Below are 22,907 nucleotides of genomic sequence, written 5' to 3' on the forward strand. Positions count from 1 at the left end.
GGCGGGGGTACGCGGAGGTGGGACATGAGTGACGACGGCCTGGTGTCCGCCGCGGCGAGTCCCGAGGAGCGCGCCTTCGAGGCCGGGTTGCGTCCGCGCACCCTGGCTGAGTTCGTCGGCCAGCGTAAGGTGCGCGAGCAGCTTACGATCATGCTCGAGGGGGCACGGGCGCGCGGTCGCCCGCCGGACCACGTCCTGCTGTCGGGCCCGCCCGGTCTGGGTAAGACCAGCCTTGCGATGATCATGGCGCAGGAGCTCGAGGCTCCGCTGCGGATGACCAGTGGGCCGGCGATCGAACGCGCCGGGGACCTCGTCGCGATCCTCACCGCACTCTCCCCGGGAGAGGTCCTGTTCCTCGACGAGATCCACCGGATCGCCCGGCCAGCCGAGGAACTGCTCTACGCCGCGATGGAGGACTTCCGGGTTGACGTCATCCTGGGCAAGGGCCCGGGCGCGACCGCGATCCCCCTCGACGTGTCGCCATTCACGCTGGTCGGGGCCACGACTCGGTCGGGCCTGCTGACCGGCCCGCTGCGGGACCGGTTCGGGTTCACCGCCCATCTGGACTTCTACGACGCCGACGAGCTCGCCCGGGTGCTGACTCGCTCGGCCGGCCTGCTGGGGGTCACCCTCACCGCCGAGGGAGCCGCCGAGGTCGCTGGCCGGTCGCGTGGTACGCCCCGCATCGCCAACCGGTTGCTGCGCCGGGTGCGCGACTACGCGGAGGTGCGGGCCGACGGCGTGGTCACCCGCGAGATCGCCCAGGCGGCGCTGCGGATCTACGACGTCGACGGGCTCGGACTGGACCGCCTCGACCGGGCCGTGCTGGAGGCGCTGGTCACCCGGTTCGGCGGCGGTCCGGTCGGGCTCACCACGCTCGCCGTGTCGGTCGGGGAGGAACCGGAGACGGTGGAGGACGTGGCCGAGCCGTTCCTGCTGCGTGCCGGCCTGCTGATCCGTACCGCCCGGGGCCGGACGGCCACCCCCGCCGCCTTCGAGCACCTCGGTCTGGACCCCGTCACCGATCCGCTCGGCCGTACCCAGGTCTCGCTGTTTACCGAGGGAGAATGACTGTGAGAGGGCCGGTCGGCCGGGGAGCGGCCACTGAAGGTGATTGGTTCGTCCTGGGTGAGCCGTCCTCGTAACACCGGCCATTCCGGCCGGAGGAGGTCCTGCGCGCCGGGCACAACCGCCCTGCCCACCACGGGCATCCGATCGATACGTACGATCGCCGCAACACATCAGGAGGGCAGGACGTGCACGTACTCGTGGCAGCTTCGGTGACGGCCGACAAGGACGGGGGCAGTTCGATCAGCGGGCTCCTGTTCCCGCTGATCCTCATCCTGGTGATCGTCTACTTCTTCTCGATGCAGCGGCGCCGCGCCAAGGCGCAACAGCAGCAGATGTCGCGGATCGTTCCCGGTACCCTGGTGACGACCACCGCTGGTCTCTACGCCACGGTCGTCGAGCTGGAGGACGGTGACGTCCTGCTGGAAGTTGCGCCCGATGTCGTCTGCCGCTTCTCGCGCAGCGCGATCGCCCGGGTGATCAGTACGCCCGACGGAGCCGGGGACGGCGGGGAGTCCTCCGGGGAACCGCAGTCGCACGACGACGGTTCCGACGGCCCTGGTGGCCCTGGTGGCCCTGGTGGCCCTGGTGGCGCCGAGGCGTCGCCTCCCGGTGGGGACGGCGGCACGGGCGGTGAAACGACACACCCGCCCCGCAAGGAGCTATGACCGCTGGTCACCTGACCGAGCACTACCGTTCGGGGAGCGGAACGCACCCTCGGTGACATTCGTTCGGATACTTTGGGCACCGCCGGTCCGGGCAGCGGCGAGACGAACGAGCGCCGGCATACCGGCGCGTGAGGAAGGGACTCGCAGGTGGCACGCGGCTCGGCACGGGTATCCAGGGGAATCTCCGTCTGGACCCGGCTGGGGATCCTCGGCGGTCTGATCGTCGTCCTCTACGGCCTCATGGCCGCTACCGGAAACTGGAAGCCCCGGCTCGGGCTCGACCTGCAGGGCGGGACGAGCGTCATCCTCACGCCTCGTGCCACGCAGGGGAACAACGTCGACAGCGGTGCCGTCAACCAGGCCGTCGACATCATCCGGCAGCGCGTTGACGGCTTGGGCGTCGCTGAGTCCGAGGTTCATCGCACCGGCAACCAGATCGACATCTCGGTGCCCGGCCGCGGCCGCAACGACGTCGTGGATCTGGTCGGGCAGACCGCCGAACTGCGTTTCCGTGAGGTCGCCACGTCCGGCCAGGCCACCCCGGGGCCCATTCCCACCCCCACTGGGGCGGTCCCCGCACCCACGCCGGGCGCGACGGGCCAGTCGGCCCCGACGGCCAGCCAGAGCACGCCGAGCATCGCGCCATCATCCCAGGCACCCGCTGCGTCGAACAAACCGGCCGCACTCGGTGACGGCACGGGCCGCGGCCTGATCGCCCAGCCGGTGTCGCTGGCCGCCGCGGGCACGCCCGCGGTGAGCGCGGCCTCGGCTTCTCCGGCGGCTTCGGCCGCCCCCGCGCCGGCGGCGACCGGGTCGACCGCGCCGGCCGGGGACAGCCCGCCCGCCGACGTGTTCGCTCGCTACGAGTCGCTGACGTGCGCAGCGGCCGACGTCCGCAAGGCCTCGGTCAGCACCGACCACCCGCAGGACTGGACCGCCGCCTGTGACCGGACCGGGACGACGAAGTACCTGCTCAAGCCGGCCACGGTGGTCGGGACGGATGTGAAGACCGCCTCCGCGGGCCTGCAGGGCGGCGGCGGGACCACGGGCGTCACCACCGGGCAGTGGGTCGTGAACGTCGAGTTCACCGGTTCGGGCCAGAACAAGTTCACCAAGCTGACCGAGAGCACGATCGGTAAGCAGGTCGCGATCGTGCTCGACGGGGTGGTGCAGTCCGCGCCGCAGACCAACGAGCGCATCCCCGGATCGGCCCAGATCTCCGGCGGCTTCAGCCAGTCCGAAGCCGAGGACCTCGCCAACGTGCTGCGCTACGGTGCCCTTCCCCTGGCCTTCGAGCGCTCCCAGGCGGAGTCCATCTCGCCGACCCTCGGCCGTGACTCGCTGCACGGCGGACTGCTCGCCGGCGCCATCGGACTCGTTCTCGTCATCGCCTACTCCTTCCTGTACTACCGGGCGCTGGGCATCGTCGTGATCACCTCCCTCGCCGTCAGCGGTCTGCTGATCTACGCCTCGGTGGTGCTGCTCGGCGTGGCGATCGGGTTCACGCTGACCCTGGCGGGCATCGCCGGTCTGATCGTGTCGATCGGTGTCACGGCGGACTCGTTCGTGGTCTACTTCGAACGGATCAAAGACGAGGTCCGGGCCGGCCGCACGGTCCGGGCGGCCACGGATCGTGCCTGGCCCGCCGCGCGGCGCACGATGCTCTCCGCGGACACGGTTTCCTTCCTGGCCGCCGCGGTCCTCTACATCCTGTCGATCGGCTCGGTGCGCGGCTTCGCCTTTACGCTCGGGCTGTCGACGTTGAGCGATGTCGTGATCATGTTTATCTTCACCCGGCCGTTGGTGACATTGCTGGTGCGGCGCAGACTGTTCTCGGTCAGCCGGTACTCGGGCCTGAGCCCGAAGACCCTCGGCGGGCGTGGCGGTGGCGTGGCGCCGGCCGCTCCCACCCGGGCGCGGCTGGCCAAGCGGCCGGCGCCGGCCGGGCAGAGGCGGGAGAGCTGAGATGGCACTGGTCGGGCGGATCTACCGCAGCGACTTCAACGTCGACTTCGTCGGCCGGCGCAAGGCCTGGTATGCCGTCTCCGGCGTCGTGGTCACCGTCTGCATCATCAGCATGATCTTCCGTGGCTTCACCTTCGGTATCGAATTCTCCGGTGGCGCGGTCTTCCAGCTACCCAGCAGTGGTGGTACCGTCGCGCAGGTCGAGGACACGCTGTCCGGCATTGGGCTCGACCCGGCGGACAGCGTGGTCCAGCAGTTGGAGACTTCCCACCAGTTCCGGATCCAGACGCCGACCCTCTCCGACGCCCAGACCCGTGAGCTGACCGGCGCGTTGGCCAAGCGCTTCTCGGTGTCGGACCCGGACCGCGACATCGCCGTGTCGACCGTTGGCTCGTCCTGGGGATCGACGATCACAAACAAGGCCCTTCAGGGCCTGGTCGTCTTCCTCGTGCTCGTCGTGATCTACCTCTCGGTGCGGTTCGAGTGGAGGATGGCGCTCGCGGCGATAGCCGCTCTCGTTCATGACCTCGTCGTCACCATGGGTGTCTACTCGCTGGTGGGTTTCGAGGTGACGCCGTCGACGGTCATCGCCGTGCTGACGATCCTCGGATTCTCTCTATATGACACGGTGGTGGTGTTCGACCGGGTGCGGGAGAACACCGCGGGCATGGGCACGTCGACGCGGCGGACCTACGCGGAGGCGACGAACGACGCGCTCAACGAGACGTTGGTGCGTTCGCTGAACACCTCGCTCATCGCCATCATCCCGGTCGCCTCCCTCCTCTTCGTCGGCGCCGGTCTGCTCGGTGCCGGCACGCTGAAGGACCTCGCGCTCGCCCAGTTCGTCGGTATCGCCTCCGGTACATATTCCTCCCTGTTCTTTGCCACGCCGCTGCTCGTCGACCTCAAGCGCGGCGACCCCGCCGTGCGGGCGCTGGACGCGCGGGTCGCCCGCGAGCGCGCCAGGCGGGTCCGGGCAGCCGCGGGTGCGCCGGGCACGGCAGTTTCCGCCGGCGCGGCGGTCGATCCGGCCGGTTGGGGTGAGGACGGTCCTGTCCCCGACGAGCGGGCCGAGCAGGCCGTAGGACGACCCGCCTCCGGCGCGCGTGAACCGGTTCCGGCCGGGGCGAACCTGGGCGGTGCCGCCCGACGACCGTCGGGCGCGCCCCCCGCCCGGCGCGCCGCGGGGCGCAAACCCGGCCGGCGCGGACGGCCGAGCGGTAAGAAACGCCGATGAGCCAGGTCACCGGCCGCGCGGATCCGGGCGGCCCCGATCGTGTGGCGGCAGATCTCCGGACGTCCCTGAAGTCCGGACGACCTTGAAGGTGGGAGAAGCGGCATGATGACGAGCATCGACGACGCACCGCAGCGATCCGCCGCGCACGACGCGGTCGCCGAGGTCCTGCGTGGCCACATCCGCGACATTCCCGACTGGCCGCAGCCGGGGGTCGTGTTCAAGGACATCACCCCGCTGCTCGCGACGCCGACCGCGTTCGGGCTGGTCATCGGTGCACTGGCGGACGCGGCCCGGGCGCTGGGGGCCACCACGATCGCCGGCATCGAGGCGCGGGGCTTCCTGCTAGCCGCGCCGGTCGCGGACCGGCTGGGCGCCGGCCTCGTGCCGATCCGCAAGCAGGGCAAGCTGCCGGGGCCGACCCGAAGCGCGTCCTACGACCTGGAGTACGGCGCCGCCACGATCGAGATCCACGCCGACGCAGTGCACGACGGCGACCGGATCCTGCTCGTCGACGACGTGCTGGCCACCGGTGGCACCGCGGCCGCCGCCCACAGCCTGCTCGCGGCTGGCGGCGGGGAGGTCGTGGGGCTGGCGGTCCTCATGGAGCTGTCCTTCCTACCGGGCCGTGATCGGGTTGCGCCGCTCGATGTCGTCTCCCTTCTGGCGATTTGATCTTGCCTGGGTGAGGTCCGCGGAAGGCTTCTGACCAGTGCGGCGTTAGGCTCGGTGTCTAGTCCTTACGCAGGAGCGGTTCGTGCCCGAGGCAGCGCCGGTGACCACCGGAGTTCCGCCGCCCGCCGTCACTCCCTTCCGGGAGCCCCGGCCGGTGGGCGATGCCGCACGGGCCACCGCCGGATCGGCGGCGCGTGAGCCGGCAGCCCACGGGCCGGCACAGCCGCCGGCCGCGGATGGTGGCGATGTCCGCGGGGAGGAGTCACCAGGTGGATCCCCGGGGGGGGCCGAGTTGGTCACCGCGGTCGGCCTGGGACGGCGTCCCGAGGACGGTTCCCCGGTCGTCCCCCGGTTGGGGCACGAGTCGCCGCCGCTGCCGCGTCGGGTGCGCGGGCGGCTCTCCCGCTTTTCGACGCACCGGGCGACGGCTCCCTCGGCTCTCGATCCGGTGCTGCGCGGGCTGCTCGCGAACCACCCGCGCGCCGACATCGCCCAGGTGCAGCAGGCGTTCGAGGTCGCCGACGCGGCGCACGCCGGCCAGGTGCGCTTCTCCGGCCACCCGTACATCACTCATCCGATCGCGGTCGCGAGCATTCTCGCCGATCTGGGGATGGACACCGCGACGCTGTCCGCGGCGTTGCTGCACGACACCCTCGAGGAGACGACGCTCACCGTCGACACAATCCGGGACACCTTCGGTGACCATATCGCGCTCATCGTCGACGCGGTCAGCAAGCTCAACCGGGTCAAGGTCGGCGAGGCGGCCCAGGCGGAGACCATCCGCCGGATGGTCGTCGCGATGGCCCGCGACCCACGCGCGCTGGTGGTCAAGCTCGCCGACCGCCTGCACAACATGCGTACCCTGCGCTTTCTGCCCGAGCACAAGCAGGAACGCAATGCCGGGGAGACGCTCGAGGTCTACGCCCCGCTCGCCCACCGGCTCGGCATGAACTCGTTGAAGTGGGAGCTGGAGGACCTCGCGTTCGCTGCGCTGTATCCGAAACGGTACGATGAAATCGTCCGGCTGGTCGCTGACCGGGCCCCGAGCCGGGACGTCTATCTGGCCGAGGTGATCGGGCAGGTGCAGGCCGGCCTGCGGGACGCGCGGATCAAGGCCGTCGTCTCCGGGCGGCCGAAGCACTATTACTCGATCTACCAGAAGATGGTGGTGCGCGGCCGTTCCTTCGACGACATCTATGATCTGGTCGGCATCCGCGTCCTGGTCGACTCGGTCCGGGACTGCTATGCCACGCTGGGCACCGTGCACGCGACCTGGAAGCCGATTCCCGGCCGGTTCAAGGACTACATCGCGATGCCTAAGTTCAACATGTACCAGTCGTTGCACACGACGGTCATCGGTCCCGAGGGCAAACCGGTCGAGCTGCAGATCCGCACGCACGCAATGCACAACCGGGCCGAGTACGGCATCGCTGCGCACTGGAAGTACAAGGAGGACGGGGTTGCGGCCCGGCCCTCGGCGGGGACCCCGGAGGGCGGGCGGGCCGGTCGGCGCAAGGGCGGACCCGACGTGGACCTCATGACCTGGCTGCGTCAGGTGCTCGACTGGCAGCGGGAGACCGCGGACCCGGGAGAGTTCCTCGACAGCCTGCGGTTCGCCGCCGAGACCGACGAGGTTTTCGTCTTCACCCCCAAGGGCGACGTCATCCCGCTACCCGCCGGGTCGACGTCGGTGGACTTCGCCTACGCGGTGCACACCGACATCGGTCACCAGTGCGTCGGGGCCCGGATCAACGGCCGTCTCGCAGCCCTGGACACCCCGCTGGACAATGGCGACACGGTCGAGATCTTCACCTCGCGGGCCCATTCGGCCGGCCCGAGTGGGGACTGGTTGATGTTCGTCCGTTCGTCGCGGGCCAGGACGAAGATCCGCCAGTGGCACGCCCGTGAGCGCCGGGAGGATGCGATCGTCGCCGGCCGCGACGCGATCGGCCGCGCGATGCGCCGCCACGGCCTGCCGCTGTCCCGCCTGATGAGCGGGGACGCCCTGCTGAACCTGGCCAAGGACCTGCGCTACGCCGACGTGGCCGCCCTCTACGCGGCCGTGGGGGAGAACCACGTCAGCGCCCAGTTGGTGGTCTCGCGGCTGCTCGTGGCCCTCGGCGGCCCGGAGGGGGCCGAGGAGGACGCGGGTGAGACCGAGCTGCCGATCCGCACGCTGCGCCGCTCGACCGGGGAGCCGGGGGTGCTCGTCACCGGTGCTCCCGACGTGTGGACGAAGCTCGCTCGCTGCTGTACGCCCATGCCCGGCGACGAGATTGCCGGTTTCGTCACCCGGGGCAAGGGCGTGTCGGTCCACCGGACGGACTGCTCCAACCTGTCGGGGCTGCGTGGCGGGCCGCACGACCGCACGGTCCAGGTCGAGTGGGCGCCGTCGTCGGGCTCGGTGTTCCTCGTCGTGATCCAGGTCGAGGCGATGGACCGTACCAAATTACTCTCGGATGTCACCCGGGTACTGTCCGACCGGCACGTGAACATCCTGTCGGCGTCGGTGGCCACCACGCGGGATCAGGTGGCGGTCAGCCGCTTCACGTTCGAGATGGGAGACACCAAACATCTCAGGCACATCCTGAGTGCGGTGCGTGCTATCGAGGGTGTGTACGGCTGTTTCCGCGTTACCTCGGGCGTACAGGTCTAACGGGTCGAATCAGGGAGGCGCCGTGGATGCTGAGACCGTGGGTGCGGGTCTGCCGGCCGGCGGCGGTCTGACCCCCGCGCTGTCCCGGGCCGACGGCGGCGCCGACGAGGCCTCCCGGGCCCTCTCGGCGGCCCGGCAGGCGAGCGTGCGTCTCGCCCACCTGGCCCGGCGGATGGCGACACCGCGGATGTCCCAGGTGCCGCCGGAGCTGCGTGACATCGTCGAGGCGCATCGCGACTATCATCCGCGTGCCGACATCGGCCTGCTGGTGCACGCCTACGGCATCGCCGAGCGGCTGCACGCCGGTCAGATGCGGCGCAGCGGGGATCCGTACATCAGCCATCCCCTCGCCGTCACCGAGGTCCTCGCGGAGCTGGGGGTGGACACGACCACCCTGATCGCCGCCCTGCTGCATGACACGGTCGAGGACACCGGGTACACCCTCGACTCCGTTACCCAGGAGTTCGGTGCGGAGGTGGCCAACCTCGTCGACGGTGTCACCAAGCTGGACAAGATGCGGTTCGGGGAGGCCGCGGAGGCCGAGACGCTGCGCAAGCTGATCGTGGCCCTGGCCCGGGACTACCGGGTACTGGTCATCAAGATCGCGGACCGGCTGCACAACATGCGCACGCTCGCTTTCATGTCCCCCCCCAAACAGGTGAAGATCTCCCGGGTCACGCTTGAGGTCCTGGCCCCGCTGGCCCACCGGCTCGGCGTCAGCGTGATCAAGCGGGAGCTGGAGGACCGGGCGTTCGCCGTGCTCCATCCCGCCGAGCACGCCCGGATCGCCGCCACGGTGGATGAGTTCACCGCCGCTGAGCGCGCGGCCGGAACCGTCGCGGCGCTGGTGACACGGTTGCGAGCCGGGCTCGCGGGGGCTCGCATCGACGGCGCCGTCTCCATCCGGGTCAGCCACCTGTTCTCGATCTACAAGCGGGCTCAGGAGCGCAACCGGCCCGTCCAGGACTACACCGACCTCGTCCGCGTTCTCGTGCTCGTCGACGAGGTGACGGACTGTTACGCGGCGCTGGGTGTCATCCACGCCCTGTGGCGACCGGTGCCCGGCAGGCTGCGCGACTTCGTGGCCACCCCGAAGTTCAACATGTACCAGTCCCTGCACACGACGGTGACCGACGACGCCGGCCGCTCCCTCGACATCCAGATCAGGACGCCGTCGATGCACCGGCTGGCCGAGACCGGGATCGTCGCCCGACCGGTCGGGCCCGGCGCGGACGGCGCCCGCCTGGAGGGCCTGTCCTGGTTGCACAGCCTGCTGGACTGGCAGGAGGAGGTCGACTCGGACGAGTTCCTCGAGTCGCTGTCCTCGGACCTGGACGCCGACGAGGTGCTGGCGTTCACGCCCAAGGGCAGGATGCTCGCGCTGCCGGCCCGGTCCTCCCCGGTGGATGTCGCCTACGCCGTGCACACCGACATCGGGCACCGGGCGATCGGCGCCCGGGTCAACGGTCGGCTCGTCCCGTTGGATACCCGGCTGCGCAACGGCGACGTCGTCGAGATCCTGACGTCCAACCTCCCCGGCGCGAGACCGTCGGAGGACTGGTTGCACTTCGTCAGGACCTCCCGGGCCCGGGTACGTATCCGGCGCCGGCTGGCCCGGCAGCGCAGGGACGCCGCGGCCGGGGTGGCCGAGCCGGGCGTCACGACCACTCGGTCCGGGAACGGCGGCGGGGCGCGGACCGCCGGCGGCGCGGACGGCGTCTCGTCGGGCCTGCCGTCGCCGGCCCGTCCGATCGCCCGGCGCGGGGTGCCCAGCCTCGCGGCCGTGGCGGACGACGGGGTGGGTGGTCGGGCGCCGGCGAGGCTGGCGCGATGTTGTCTTCCGCTGCCCGGAGACGTGGTCGTCGGCTTCGCGACGCACGGCAGCACCGTGTCTCTGCACCGCCGGGAGTGCATGAACGCCACCGAGGCGGGGTCGGACCGCGAGCGCGTCGCGGTGGTGACCTGGTCGGCACCGCCGGCGCAGATCTTTTCTGCGGCGATCGCCGTCGAGGCGTTCGACCGCTACGGGCTGCTCGCGGACATCACCGAGGTGCTCTCGGAGATCTCGGCGTCCGTCCGCGCGGCCTCGACGACCACATCCGATGATCGGGTCGCGCATGCGCGTTTCACGATCGAGGTCACCGGGCCGGAGCAATTGGACAAGGTGCTCGGCGCCGTGCGCGGCGTCGGCGGTGTCTACGACTGCTACCGCGTGTGCCAGACCCAGCGGCCGTCGGCTCACGGCGCGCTTGCCGGGGACGGGTGAAGCCAGCGTAGGCGGCGGTGGCACGGACCCGGGCGTGGCAGCGACCCGGGCGGGGGACCGCGGCAGCGGTAGGACCAACCGGTGGGTGGGACCAGGACGGTTACGGGGCCAGGCCGGTCTTCTCCGATCGGCGCGGGGTGTTGTCTCTTGCGCCCAGCGTGGCCTTTCCGCGCCGGAATGTATCCTCCGGATCAACCGGCGGTAAACGGCTTGCGACTGAACCGCCCATTCCAGGTGGATCCGGGTGGAATGTCACGCGGAGAATACGGACGATCCTACCGGACACCGTAAATTCAACGGCTACCGCCACTGATCGATGTAGGGTATCTTGCGTATCCATCGTTTTAGAGATGGGAGTGCGCGTGGGTTACCTTCAGGTCATCGTGAGTATCGACTCCCGGGAAAGCGCTGACCGTATCGGCAGGCTCCTGGTGGAGGCGCGTCTGGTCGCCTGTTTCCAGGTGATCGGGCCGATGAGCAGCACCTACCGCTGGAAGGGCCAGATCGAGCAGGCCGAGGAATGGCTCTGTCTGGCGAAAACGACCACCGAACGATTCGACGAGCTACATGAGCGGCTCGTGGTCCTCCACCCCTACGAAAATCCCGAGATCATTGCGACGCCGATCGTCGCCGGCCATGCCGACTATCTGGGCTGGATCAGCGCCGAGACGGCACCCACCGTCAGGTGAGTGCCCGCAGCTGCTCGTCGAACTCGCGCACGGCCTGGGTGTGCTGCCAGGGCCGCAGGTGCTCCCGGGAGCGGCGGATACGGGCCAGGCCCAGCGAGAAGTCCGTCTGGGCCACGATCGCGAGGGACTCGGCCGCGAAGTGGCAGGCCGCCTCGATCTCCCGCCGCTGGATGTATACCTCCGCGATGTCGCTCATCAGTAACGACCGCTTCTTCGTCGCACCGGGAGCGGCCGCCCGCAGTGCCTCGGTGGCCGCGGCGTAGGCCGCGGCGGGTCGCCGTAGCCGCGTGTAGGTGGTGATCTTCAGGCCATCGAGCCGGCCCCGGTCGAAGAACTGCGTCCAGACCCGGTCCCCGTTGCTCTCACCCCGGTCGAAGGCATCCTGGGCACGGTCGAGGGCGGCCAGCGCCGCCCGGCCCTCGCCGCGGGCGGCCTGCTCCTCAGCCTCCCGGGCAGCCAGCCAGGCCCTGGTCATCACCGTGCTGCCCGTGGCGGCCCGTCGCTGGGCCTCACCGAGCAGCGCGCAGGCCTGGTCGTGGCGGCCACGGCTGGCGGTCTGGTAGCTCTCGTAACCGAGCACGCAGGCCCACAGGGCGTTGTCGTCGGCCTCGCGGGCGGCCTCGATGGCCACCCGGTAGTAGGCGACGGCCGCGGGCAGGTCGTTCATGTCGAACGAGAGCCATCCGGCGAGCGCCGCCGTCTCCCCGGCGGTGGAGGTCAGCTCACGGCGCACCGGGGACCGGCTCATGGTCTCCAGCAGCTGACTGAGCCTGCTCAGATGCCCGGTGACCCGCTGTATCAGGATCCGGGCGGGAACGCGCTCCTCCAGGCCGTACAGCCCCGCGGTGAGCTGGCCCAGCTCGTCGGCGAGCTCCGGGGTCACCGTGCTACGGCGGCGCAGCGCCGCCGAGAGGCGCTCCCAGGGCGGGGTGTCCGTGACGCCGTTCATGGGCACGACGGCGACGCTGCCCGCCGCGGCGAAGAGCCGGAGAAAGTCCCGACGTTCCACGGGAATACCGTTCGTGTCGATCATGTCGGCGCCGGGGTGAAGCACGAGTGTGCCCGCGGCGCCCGTCTCGCAGGCCGCCTGTTCAAGGTTCATCGACGCGGCGACGGCCGTACCCTGACTGGTTCCGCCCAGCGGTGCTCCGGTGGCGGCGGGAAGCGCTTCGTCGTCCACGAAACCGAGCTCCGCCGACGACCGGCCGAATAGCGTCCGCAACAACCGCTGATAACGCAGGCTCGGTTTCTTGTCGCCCTTCTCCCACTTGCAGATCATGTTGCCGGTCACCCCGGCCTCGCGACCCTCGTGGATGACGGAGAACCGACGGATCTCGGTGGCGAGCCGTTCCTGCGACCAGCCCCGTTCCTCCCGGCTCAGCCGCAGCCGGGTGTTGGGTGTGCGGGTGGCGGGCATCCTGCCGCCACCGGATACCTCAGGTGCTGGCGCGGAGGCCACCGGTGCGCGGGGAACTACCGAAGGACCGGTCGTGAGCTGCATCGGAGCCTCCGAAGTCAATCGGTTGACTCCAGGAGCTTAACCCTCTGTGAGATAAGACGGTCATGCTCGGCTGTGGTCCCTTCGGGACCATCTACGGCAAAAGTGTGGTCATCCCGACGCGCCTGCGACCGCCAGCGTCTTCGCCGAGTGTCGCCTTCTAGAGTGTGATGGCGTGAGAGCCGGCCCCCTCGACCGAAGCCCTCGTCCACGACGTCCCGTTCCCCCAGCCCGACCGCTGCGCGCGTGGCAGCGTGCGGCCCTGGAGACCTACCGGTCACGGTCGTCGTCGGGCGCCCGGGACTTCATGGCGGTCGCCACCCCGGGGGCCGGGAAGACGACCTTCGCCCTGCAGGTGACCGCCGACCTTCTCACTGACGGCGAGATCAGTCGGATCACCGTCGTCGCGCCCACCGAGCACCTCAAACGCCAGTGGGCCGTGGCCGCGGCGGAGGTTGGTATCGACCTCGATCCGGACTTCCGCAACTCGGCCGGGGTGACATCCTCCGACTACACCGGTGTCGCCGTGACCTACGCCCAGGTGGCGGCGCATCCGGCCCTGCACCGCGCCCGGACCGCCGCGCGCCGCACTCTGATCGTCCTGGACGAGATCCATCACGCCGGCGACGCGCTGTCATGGGGTGAGGCGATCCGGGAGGCATTCACCCCGGCCGCGCGGCGCCTCGCGCTGACTGGTACTCCGTTCCGCTCCGACGTCAACCCGATCCCTTTCGTCACCTACCTGCCGGGCCCCGACGGGGTGATGCGCAGCATCGCGGACTCCTCCTACGGCTATGCCGAGGCGCTGCGCGACGGGGTCGTCCGCCCGGTGCTCTTCCTTGCCTACTCGGGTGAGATGACCTGGCGGACCAGTGCCGGCGCGGAACTGAGCGCCCGGCTCGGGGAGCCGCTCACCAACGAGCAGACCGCCGCCGCGTGGCGCACCGCGCTCGATCCGGGCGGGGACTGGATGCCGGCGGTGCTTGCCTCCGCCGACACCCGGCTGTCCCAGGTGCGGGCCGGCGGCATGCCCGACGCGGGCGGACTGGTCATCGCCACGGATCACGCGGCCGCGCGCGCCTACGCCGCGCTGCTCACCCGGATCACCGGCACCTCGCCCGTGCTGATCCTCTCCGACGACCCGACCGCGTCGACCAAGATCGCCGACTTTCGCCGGTCGGCCGACCGGTGGATGGTGGCGGTACGGATGGTCAGTGAGGGCGTGGACGTGCCCCGCCTCGCGGTCGGGGTCTATGCGACCTCGGCGTCGACCCCGCTGTTCTTTGCCCAGGCCGTCGGGCGGTTCGTTCGGGGCCGCGGTCACGGGGAGACGGCGTCGGTCTTCCTCCCGAGCGTGCCGTCCCTGCTGGCGCTAGCCGGCGAGATGGAGGTCCAGCGGGACCACGCTCTGGAGAAGTCCCCGCGCGATCCGGACGCCTTTGACGACGACGCGCTGCGGGACGCCAACCGGCACAAAGACACCCCCGACAAGCCGGACACCTTGTTCACGGCGTTGGGATCCTCGGCCCATCTCGACCGAGTGATCTTCGATGGCGGCGAGTTCGGCACCCCGGCGGCCCCCGGGTCCATCGAGGAGGAGGACTTCCTGGGCCTGCCGGGCCTGCTGGAGCCCGATCAGGTCGCGGTCCTGCTGCGCCAGCGGGAGGCTGCCCAGCAGGCCGCCACGCGCCGTGCCGCCGCCCGTGCCGACGATTCGGTCCCGGCCGTCCCGCCGGCCCGCGAGGGCGTGCAGCCGGCGGCCGAGGCGGCTACCCGGCCCGTGCACGAGGTGATCGGCAAGCTGCGCAAGGAGCTGAACCGGCTTGTCGGCGCACACTTCCACCGCACGGGCAAGCCCCATGGGATGATCCACGCCGAGCTGCGCCGGACCTGTGGCGGCCCGCCGAGCGGCCAGGCCACCGCTGCGCAGCTCCAGGCCCGCATCGACACCATCCGCCGCTGGGCGGGTTGACCGGCGGGTCAGCCGCCCTGGGCGATCGTGATCGAAAGAATCTTCGGCTTGCTCGCCGGGGCACCGTCGGAGCCGCCGCCCTCGACGCCGGGCCTGGTGAGCTTGTCGAGCACGTCGAGTCCCTTGGTGATCTTCCCGAAGACGGTGTAATTGCCGGCGAGCGCCGCCGCGCCCTGCGGGGTCGGGTTCTGGTAGTTGATGAAGAACTGACTGCCGTTGCTGTCCGGCAGTTGGCTGTGCGCCATCGCCAGCACGCCTCGGTCGTAGGTCACGCCCTGGGTGTTCTCGTTGGCGTACCCGTACCCCGGGCTGCCGTTGCCGGTGCCGGTGGGGTCGCCGCACTGCAGGACCGAGATGCCCGCGTCGGCGCCTCCGGTCTGGCGGTGGCACGCGGTGCCGTCGAAGTACCTGGCGCCGGCGAGCGTGCGCAGGGCGTGCACCGTGCATGGTGCTTTCTGAGCGTCCAAGGCGGCCGTGATGGTGCCGGCGCTGGTGGTGATCACCATTGTCGCCGGGGACGTGTCGACGGTGGCCGCGGCCGCCGGCAGGGTGGCGCCGCGGGCCGGGGTCTCCCCGTTGGAGGTGTAGGTGCACTGCCCGACCCTGCTGGTCTGCCGGGGGGCGGCCGATTGTGTTGGCTCGGTCGCGGTGGGTGTGGTCGCGGTGGGTGTGGTCGTGACACCGGCGGCGGCCACGTCGGGGTGGTCGTCCTTGCCGGTGAGCAGGATCGCGGCGATCGTCGACGCCGCGACGACGATCGCGATGAATCCGGAGACGACCGCGAGCCGCTGCTGACGGCGGCGATGGGCGAGCCGGCGCCGCTCCGTCTGTCGGGCCGCCCGGGCCTCGGCGAGCTCGCGTTGACGTCGCTCTCTCGAACTGGCCACCGTCGCCGGCCTCCCTCGCTTCTGATGTGGTCTGCTGCTTCTGGCGTGGTCTGTGCACCGTAACCGGTGAGCGGCGGATCGCCCCGCATGGTGCCTGCCGGGGCGGGTGCCTACCGGGCCGGGAGCGGACCGGTGAGCGGGCCGGACGGCTGGTAGCGTTACCGCAAAGCACAATGCGGTACCGATCAGAGGCTGACGCGATTCCATGCTCGATAAGCGCTTTATCCGGGAGAATCCGCAGGCCGTGAAAGACGCGGTCGCGGCTAAAGGCATTGATCTGGATGTCGATGAACTGCTACAGCTCGACCGGGACAATCGCAAACTGCAGTTCGAGGTGGACGAGGCGCAGGCTCGGCGCAAGAGCTTCGCGAAGCAGTTCGCCGGGGCCGACGCGGCCCGGCGGGCCGAGCTGCGGGCCGAGCACGAGGCGTTCGACCGCCAGCTGAAGGACCTGCGCGAGCAGCTGGCCCGGACCGGGGCCCGGCTGTCCGAGCTGATGCTGCTGGTGCCGGGCATCCCGTGGCCGGGTGCGCCGGTGGGAGCTGATGAGTCGGCCAACGTGGTGTTGCGGACCGTCGGCGAGCCGCCGGAGTTCGACTTCACCCCGCTCGACCACACGGCACTGGCCGAGAAACGAGGGTGGGCGGAGTTCGCCCGGGCCCGGCGGGTCGCGGGGGAGCGGGCGTACGCCCTCGTCGGTGACATGGTCATGCTGGAGCGCGCGGTGCATTCCTATGCGCTCGACCTGCTGCGCGGGCTGGGCTTCATCCCTGTGTCGGTGCCCGCCCTGGTCCGGGAGGAGCCGCTCGTTGGCACCGGGATGCTACCCAAGGCCCGCGAGGAGATCTACGCGATCCCCGCTGACGGGCTTTACCTGGCGGGGACTGCCGAGGTGGCCCTTGTCGGCCTGCATGCCGGGGAGATTCTCGATGTGGGCCGCCTGCCGATCCGCTACGCCGGCATCTCGCCGTGCTTTCGCCGGGAGATCGGCAGCGCCAGCCGGGACGTCCGCGGTCTGCTGCGCGTCCACCAGTTCGAGAAGGTCGAACAGTTCGTGCTGTGCGCCGCCGACGAGGCCGAGTCGGCCCGCTGGCATGCCGAGTTGCTGGCCACCGCCGAGCGGATCCTGTCCGACCTCGGGCTGTGTTACGAGGTCGTCGAATGCGCCACCGGGGACATGGGCGTCGGCAAGTTCCGGATGAACGACATCAACACCTGGTTCCCCTCGCTCGGCCGATTCCGCGAGACGCACAGCTGCTCGACGCTGCACGACTGGCAGGCGCGCCGGGCGAACCTGCGCTATCGCGACACCGACGGCACCGTGCGTTTCGCGCACACGCTCAACAACACCGCCGTGGCGACCCCACGGCTGCTGGCGGCGTTGCTGGAGACCTTCCAGACCGCCGACGGCGAGGTGCGCGTTCCCGAGGCGCTGCGGCCCTACCTGGGGGGCCGTGAGCTGATCTGAGGCATCCCGGTGGCCGTGGCCGCGACGCGCCCGGGCGGCCCGGACCAGGGCGGGCCCGGCGACCGCCAGCCGGCGCGGGAGCCCGACTGACACGCGGCGTTCGAGCACCCGGTAGTCGGCGCGCTCGACCTCGTCGAGGATGCCCCGGTAGAGGACGAATGCCGTCCGCAGGCAGTCGCGTGAGGTTGGGTGCAGCAGGCGGATGCCGGGCTCGGCGGCGCGGAACAGCTCCCGCGCCCGGCTGATCTCGAAGGCCAGCAGCCGGCGGACCGGCCCGTCGACGACGCCGGCGGCCAGCTGCTCCCGGGTGACCCCGAACAGGTCCAGCGAGGTCCGGGGCAGATAGACGCGGCCGCGCCGCAGATCCTCGCCGACGTCGCGGATGAAGTTGGCGAGCTGGAAGGCCATCCCCAGGTCGCGGGCATAGGGCAGGGCGCTGTCGTCCACCGGCTCGAGGATCGGCACCATCTGCAGGCCGATCACCGCGGCCGATCCGTGCATGTAGACGGTCAGCTCGTCCCAGGTCGCGTACTCCGTCACGGTGAGGTCCATCGCCATCGAGGCCAGGAACGCCGCGAAATGGTCCGGATCGAGCTTGAAGCGGTGAATGGTGTCGACCACCGCAGGCAGCACCGAGACCTCCGCGCGGTGCCGGTCCCTCCCGGCGCCGACGATCTCGGCGTCGGCGTCGACGGCGGGTGTCCCCGCCCGCAGTGCCGCGAGGAACCGGCCGCCCCACTCGTGCAGCCAGCGCGCCCGCTCGGCCTCGGTCAGCGTGGAGTCGAGATCGTCGACGATCTCGTCCGCGTAGCGGGCGAAGCCGTACAGCGCGTGGACGTGGGGCCGCTTCCACCCTGGCAGCAGCAGGGTGGCCAGGTAGTACGTGCGGCCGTGGGCGGCATTGAGCGCCCGGGCCCGCGCGTAGGAGGAACGTAGTCGAGGATCGATGATTCCGGCCGCGTCGAGCTGACCCACGTTAGTCAGCGTAGCCACCCAGCGAGGCGAATATCGACGGCTCCCGTCCGATCGGGGCCGACCTGCCCCGGGACGTCCGGTCGACCCCCTTCGTCGGCGTCGATCCCTTCACGGAAGCCGGGACGCGAACGCCAGGGACGTCGCCGCCGCGGCGAATCCCAGCCCCAGGGACAGCCCGAGGAACCAGGTGGTGACCTCCCGGTATTCGGTCCGGTACCCGATCGAGCTACCGAGCCCCCGGTAGACCGAACGCAGTTCGTCGCCGGAGGTGGCCCGATGGTACGAGCCGCCGGTCTGCTCCGCGATGTCACGGAGCGCCTGCTCGTTGACCGGCACCGGCACCTCCTGACCGCCGACGTCGAGCGTTCCGTCGGCGGTGCCGTAGGCGATGGTGTCCACCGGGATACGGGCTTGCCGTGCCGTCTCGATCGCCTGGTTGTTCGGCCGCCCACGGGTGGTCTCCCCGTCGGAGAGCAGCACGATGGCGGCCGGAGGCGCGCTCTGCCCCGCGTCGGAGAACCGTTTGCCGGCGGTGGTGATCGCCTGGAGCGAGGCGAAGATCCCTTCGCCGACGGCGGTCGCGGGACCGAGCTGCAGGCCGCTGATGCCGGCGCGGACCGACTCGCGATCGGCGGACGCGGGCACCAGGACCGTCGCGCTGCCGGCGAACGAGACCAGCCCGAGGTTGATACGGGGAGGGAGCTGGTCGACGAATGCCGAGGCGCCCTGCTTGGCGGCCGCCAGCCGGGTCGGGGCGATGTCCGTCGCCGCCATCGAGTTGGAGACGTCGATCGCCAGGATGATCGTCGCGCGTTCCCGGGGAACCCGCTCGGCCCGCGCCGGTCGCGACAGGGAGAACACCAACCCGGTGAGGGTGAGCAGCAGCAGCGCCGCCGGGACGTGACGGCGCCACCACTGCGGTCGGCGGGGAAGCACCGAGGACAGCAGCGACGCCGACGACAGCCGGGCGGCATACACTTGCCGCCGCGCCGAGACCAGGACATAGGCGATCAGCAATGCGCCGACCCCCAGGTACAGCCACAGCCAGTGCCCGGCCAGGAAGCTCATCAGGTGCCTGCCCGACTAGTGGCGGGCGCCGCCGTGCCACTCTGGTTGGCCCGACCCACGGGCGGGCGGCGGCCGGCGCCCCGGCCGCGCCGGTTCTCCGAGGCGAACCGGACGATGTCGACCAGCCAGTCCGAGTCGGTGCGCAGGACCAGATGGTCGGCGCCGACCCGGCGCAACGCCAGCGAGACCGCGCTGCGGTGGGCGACGGCGGCCGCGGCGTAACGTTCCCGCAACCGCCGCGACGACGTCGGGACCTCGACGAACGCCCCCGTCTCGGCGTCGACGACGGGCAGCAGCCCGACCGGCGGCAGGGTCAGCTCGAGCGGGTCGACGATCTCGATGGCGAGCACCTGATGCCGCGCCGCGAGCACCCGCAGCGGCCGTTCCCAGCGCAGGTCGGTGGACAGGAAGTCGGAGACGACGACTGCGAGCCCGCGGCGCCGCGGCGGGTGCAGCAGGTCCTCCACCGCCGCGGCGAGGTTGGTGGCCGCCGCCGGGTCGGGCCGGCGGCGGGGCCGGTCGTGCGCGCCGCGAGGCGCGGTGATGAGCGTGTGCAGCAGCGCCCGCAGCCCGTCCCGGCCGGGACGGGCTGGGATCGCCCGTGGACCGGCCTGGGTCAGCGCGATCGCGCCCATCCGGTTGCCGGTGCGGGCGGTCAGGAAGCCGACCGCGGCCGTGGCGGCAATCGCCAGATCACGCTTCTGCCAGGTACCGGTGCCGAACTCGGTGCTGGCGGTGAGGTCCACCAGCGCCCAGGTCTCGAGCTCCCGGTCGGCGATGAGATCGTGGACGTGGGGGACGGTGGTCCGGGCCGTGACGGCCCAGTCCATCCGGCGCACATCGTCACCGACGGCGTACTCGCGGCTCTCGGCCTTCTCGCTGCCCTGACCGGGCAGCAGCCCGAGATGATCGCCGAGGAGCATGCCGTCGAGACGGCGAAGCACGGTCAGTTCGAGCCGGCGCAGGGTCCGCTCCACCGCCGGATCGGTCGCCGACATGGAGCCGGCCCGGAGCCGGCCCGCGGGGTCCGTCATCCGGGCGCACCTTGGTCGAGGTATTCCGGGAAGCCCGAACGCGGGTTCGTCCCCCACCCGCCGGCCTGCGGACCGGTGGGGTAGGAGGGGCCCTGCTGGCGGGGCGCCACCTGAGGCTGCGGAATCACGCCCAGGATCCGGGCGGCGATCGCGTCCGCGGTCAGCCCCTCGGCCAGCGCCTCGTACGAGAGCACCAGGCGGTGGGGCAGGACGTCCAGGGCGACCGCGGCGACGTCGTCGGGTACGACGTAGTCGCGCCCGCGCAGCAGGCCGAGCGCGCGGGCCGCCGCGACCAGTCCGAGCGAGGCGCGCGGCGAGGCTCCGTAGGCCAGGTGGCCCTCGAGCTCGGGTAGGCCCGCCTCGCCGGGGGACCGGGTGGCAAGCACCAGCCGGACGGCGAACTCGATGATGGCGTGATGGACGAACACCTCGTCGGTCCGGGTCTGCAGCCGGGTCAGCGCCTCCGGGATCAGGACCCGCTCGGGGACCGGTGGCGAGGTGCCCATCCGCCGGACGATCTCGAGCTCCTCCGCCGGGTTCGGGTAGGGGACGTTGACCTTCATCAGGAACCGGTCCCGCTGCGCCTCCGGTAGCGGGTAGACGCCCTCGGATTCGATCGGGTTCTGGGTGGCCAGTACCAGGAACGGCTCGGGAAGCCGGTGGGTGACCCCGCCGAGCGAGACCTGCTTCTCCGACATCACCTCCAGCAGCGCCGACTGCACCTTCGCGGGTGCCCGGTTGATCTCGTCGGCGAGCACGAAGTTCGCGAAGACCGGGCCGAGCTCGACGTCGAACGTCTCCTGGCTCGCCCGGTAGATGCGGGCACCGACGATGTCGGAGGGCACGAGGTCGTTGGTGAACTGGATGCGGACGAACGAACCGCCGACGACGGTCGCGAGGGTCTGCACGGCCAGCGTCTTCGCGACTCCGGGCACGCCCTCCAGCAGACAGTGGCCCCGGGCGAGCAGGGCGACGAGCATGCGTTCGACCATCCGGTCCTGTCCGACGATCACTTTTTTGATCTCGAACAGGGCGTGTTCGAGCAGCGCCGCGTCCGACGTGGTGTCCGGTACGGCGAGGCCGGCCGGGCTGTGCCCTTCGTCCATGGCAGCATTGTCCCAGCCGCATCGTGGAACAGGGTGCCAAAGGACTCGGCACGGCCTGGCCGGATGCCTCTTCTAAGCCGCTCTTCAGCAACTTCTCGGCGCTGGGAAATGTCCGGGGCACCGGGGTGCCAGGCTGCCGGGGTGCGTCCCGGGTCAGCGCAGGGCGCGGGAACGGTAGCCCCGGTCAGCGCCGAGGATCCGCTCCGCGGCCAGCCGGCCGGAGATGAGGACCATCGGGACCCCGACGCCGGGCCGGGTGCCGCTGCCGGCGAACACGACGTTCGTGAGGCCCGGGGCCAGGTTCGAGGGGCGGAACGGGCCGGTCTGGCGAAAGGTGTGGGCCGCCGCGAACGGGGCGCCCGCCGCCATCCCGCGGGCCCGCCAGTCGGCGGGCGTGGTGACCTGCTCCACCTCGATGGCGTCGCCGAAGCCTCGGTAGCCGTGGCGTTCGCAGGTGGCGACCACCTCGTCGCGGTAGCGCGAGCGCAGCACCGACCAGTCGAGCGGGGCGGTGAGGTTGGGTGTGGGGAAGAGCACGTAGTACGTGTGGCCGCCGGCCGAGGCCATCGCGGGTTCGGTGCGTGAGGGGGTGGTGACGAGGAAGGACGGGTCGCTCATCAGCTCGCCGCGATCGATGATCTCGCGGAAGGTCGACCGCCAGGCCCGGCCGAAGTGGATGGTGTGATGCGCGGTGTGCGGGTACTCTACGCGCCCCCCGGCCAGCAGGAGGAAGCACGAGGGCGAGTACCGCAGGCGGCGCAGACGGGCCGGCGCCGTCGAGGGAGGCAGCAGTTCGGTGTAGGCGATCGGCAGGTCGGGGTTGAGCACCACCACGTCGGCGCCGATGCGCTTCCCCGCCGCGGTGTGCACCGCGACCGCCCGGCCGCCCCGCACCTCCACCCGCATCACCGTGGTCTCGTAGCGCAGGGTGGCACCGTGCTTGGCCGCGGCGCCGGCCAGCGCCTCGGCAACGGCGTGCATGCCGCCGGTCGGGTGGTAGACCCCGGCGACGCAGTCCATGTAGGAGATGACGGCGTAGAGGGCCAGCGCGTCGTGCGGGGCGAGCCCGGCGTACATCGCCTGGAAGGAGAACATCCGCCGGGTCCGCGGGTCCCGCAGATGGCGGCCAGCCGGGCGAGCTGCGGGCGCAGCAACGACAGCGGGGAGTCGACCTGCGCGTCGATGAAGTGGCGCAGCTGGGTGCGGAACATCGCGGTGACGACGCCGACGAACCGCTCGAAGCCGGCCGCCTTCGCCGGGCCGCACAACGCCCGGATCTCCTGTGCGGTGTCGGCGGGGTCGGCGCGGATGTCCAGCGACGAACCGTCGGCGAAGAACCCCCGGTACATCGGGTCGAGCCGGGTCAGCGACAGCCAGCGGTCGAGATCCTCCCCGACACAGTCCAGGGCGTCGGCAATCAGCTCGGGCATGGTCAGGACGGTCGGTCCGGTGTCGAAACGATAGTCGCCCAGTGCGAGCAGGCCGGCCCGACCGCCGGGGGTCGCCTCCCGCTCGAGCACCGTCACCCGCCGGCCGGCGCCGACCAGGCGCAGCGCGACCGACAGACCGGCGAGACCGGCCCCGACGATGACGACGTGATCCGTCGCTCCGGTCACCGTGCGCACCTGCCACCTGCCACCTGCTTCCTGGTCGATGGTGCGGTTAACCGAGGTGGTCA

The 22,907-nt window shown here is 71.1% G+C and carries 15 protein-coding genes and 2 pseudogenes; 10 read left to right on the plus strand and 7 right to left on the minus strand.

Features of this window, described 5'->3' with window-relative positions; genetic code table 11:
• The first annotated feature begins 24 nt into the window (after positions 1-24).
• The 8 genes from ruvB to cutA all read left to right on the plus strand — a co-directional run bounded on the left by ruvB (position 25) and on the right by cutA (position 11,221).
• Positions 25-1,071 carry a Holliday junction branch migration DNA helicase RuvB gene (gene ruvB, locus AC08OJ_RS04180; RefSeq protein WP_476591783.1) on the plus strand — a complete coding sequence of 349 codons (1,047 nt, stop codon included), beginning with the start codon at positions 25-27 and terminating at the stop codon, positions 1,069-1,071.
• Between the two features lie 185 nt (positions 1,072-1,256).
• Entirely contained in the window at positions 1,257-1,736 is a 480-nt protein-coding gene (gene yajC / locus AC08OJ_RS04185; RefSeq protein ID WP_476595112.1) for a preprotein translocase subunit YajC, read from the plus strand.
• Between the two features lie 147 nt (positions 1,737-1,883).
• Complete coding sequence (secD, locus tag AC08OJ_RS04190; RefSeq protein WP_476591762.1) at positions 1,884-3,701, plus strand: protein translocase subunit SecD; 1,818 nt, start codon at positions 1,884-1,886, stop codon at positions 3,699-3,701.
• A gap of 1 nt (position 3,702) precedes the next feature.
• Positions 3,703-4,938 (plus strand): protein translocase subunit SecF, encoded by a 1,236-nt coding sequence (gene secF, locus AC08OJ_RS04195; protein ID WP_476595113.1) that lies wholly within the window; start codon positions 3,703-3,705, stop codon positions 4,936-4,938.
• Positions 4,939-5,043: 105 nt separating this feature from the next.
• Positions 5,044-5,610: an adenine phosphoribosyltransferase gene (locus AC08OJ_RS04200; protein ID WP_476595120.1), complete on the plus strand. Its 567-nt coding sequence runs from the start codon at positions 5,044-5,046 to the stop codon at positions 5,608-5,610.
• Between the two features lie 82 nt (positions 5,611-5,692).
• The gene (locus AC08OJ_RS04205; RefSeq protein WP_476591764.1) at positions 5,693-8,266 is read left to right on the plus strand and encodes a RelA/SpoT family protein; all 2,574 of its coding nucleotides are present in this window, start codon (positions 5,693-5,695) and stop codon (positions 8,264-8,266) included.
• 22 nt (positions 8,267-8,288) lie between these two features.
• Positions 8,289-10,532, plus strand: a complete 2,244-nt coding sequence (locus AC08OJ_RS04210; RefSeq protein ID WP_476591765.1) for a RelA/SpoT family protein — start codon at positions 8,289-8,291, stop codon at positions 10,530-10,532.
• A gap of 362 nt (positions 10,533-10,894) precedes the next feature.
• Positions 10,895-11,221, plus strand: a complete 327-nt coding sequence (gene cutA / locus AC08OJ_RS04215) for a divalent-cation tolerance protein CutA (protein ID WP_476595121.1) — start codon at positions 10,895-10,897, stop codon at positions 11,219-11,221.
• Here cutA and AC08OJ_RS04220 read toward each other — a convergent pair.
• A complete protein-coding gene (locus tag AC08OJ_RS04220; protein ID WP_476595114.1) occupies positions 11,214-12,722 on the minus strand; it encodes a helix-turn-helix domain-containing protein in 1,509 nt (502 codons plus the stop codon). The two genes, cutA and AC08OJ_RS04220, sit on opposite strands and share 8 nt — an antisense overlap.
• 172 nt (positions 12,723-12,894) lie before the next feature.
• On the opposite strand from AC08OJ_RS04220, the gene AC08OJ_RS04225 reads away from it, so the two are divergent.
• Positions 12,895-14,691: a DEAD/DEAH box helicase gene (locus AC08OJ_RS04225; RefSeq protein WP_476591767.1), complete on the plus strand. Its 1,797-nt coding sequence runs from the start codon at positions 12,895-12,897 to the stop codon at positions 14,689-14,691.
• 8 nt (positions 14,692-14,699) lie between these two features.
• Here the strand turns inward: AC08OJ_RS04225 and AC08OJ_RS04230 are convergent, their stop codons facing one another.
• Complete coding sequence (locus AC08OJ_RS04230; RefSeq protein ID WP_476591768.1) at positions 14,700-15,578, minus strand: peptidylprolyl isomerase; 879 nt, start codon at positions 15,576-15,578, stop codon at positions 14,700-14,702.
• 205 nt (positions 15,579-15,783) lie between these two features.
• On the opposite strand from AC08OJ_RS04230, the gene serS reads away from it, so the two are divergent.
• Positions 15,784-17,046, plus strand: a complete 1,263-nt coding sequence (gene serS, locus AC08OJ_RS04235; RefSeq protein WP_476591769.1) for a serine--tRNA ligase — start codon at positions 15,784-15,786, stop codon at positions 17,044-17,046.
• Positions 17,047-17,184: 138 nt separating this feature from the next.
• On the opposite strand, the pseudogene AC08OJ_RS04240 reads toward serS, so the two are convergent.
• From AC08OJ_RS04240 to crtI, 5 genes and pseudogenes are all read right to left on the minus strand, one after another.
• Positions 17,185-18,039, minus strand: a pseudogene (locus tag AC08OJ_RS04240) (phytoene/squalene synthase family protein); the annotation flags it as partial.
• 90 nt (positions 18,040-18,129) lie between these two features.
• Complete coding sequence (locus AC08OJ_RS04245; RefSeq protein ID WP_476591770.1) at positions 18,130-19,089, minus strand: VWA domain-containing protein; 960 nt, start codon at positions 19,087-19,089, stop codon at positions 18,130-18,132.
• Positions 19,089-20,123, minus strand: coding sequence for a DUF58 domain-containing protein (locus tag AC08OJ_RS04250; protein WP_476591771.1), 1,035 nt, complete (start codon positions 20,121-20,123; stop codon positions 19,089-19,091). The genes AC08OJ_RS04245 and AC08OJ_RS04250 overlap by 1 nt, the downstream gene beginning before the upstream one ends.
• Positions 20,120-21,229 (minus strand): AAA family ATPase, encoded by a 1,110-nt coding sequence (locus AC08OJ_RS04255; RefSeq protein WP_476595115.1) that lies wholly within the window; start codon positions 21,227-21,229, stop codon positions 20,120-20,122. Before AC08OJ_RS04255 ends, AC08OJ_RS04250 begins: the two co-directional genes overlap by 4 nt.
• A 153-nt stretch (positions 21,230-21,382) precedes the next feature.
• Positions 21,383-22,854 (minus strand): annotated as a pseudogene (crtI, locus tag AC08OJ_RS04260) (phytoene desaturase family protein).
• Positions 22,855-22,907 lie beyond the last annotated feature (53 nt).

The sequence above is a fragment of the Frankia sp. CgKIO3 genome (genome assembly GCF_977946435.1).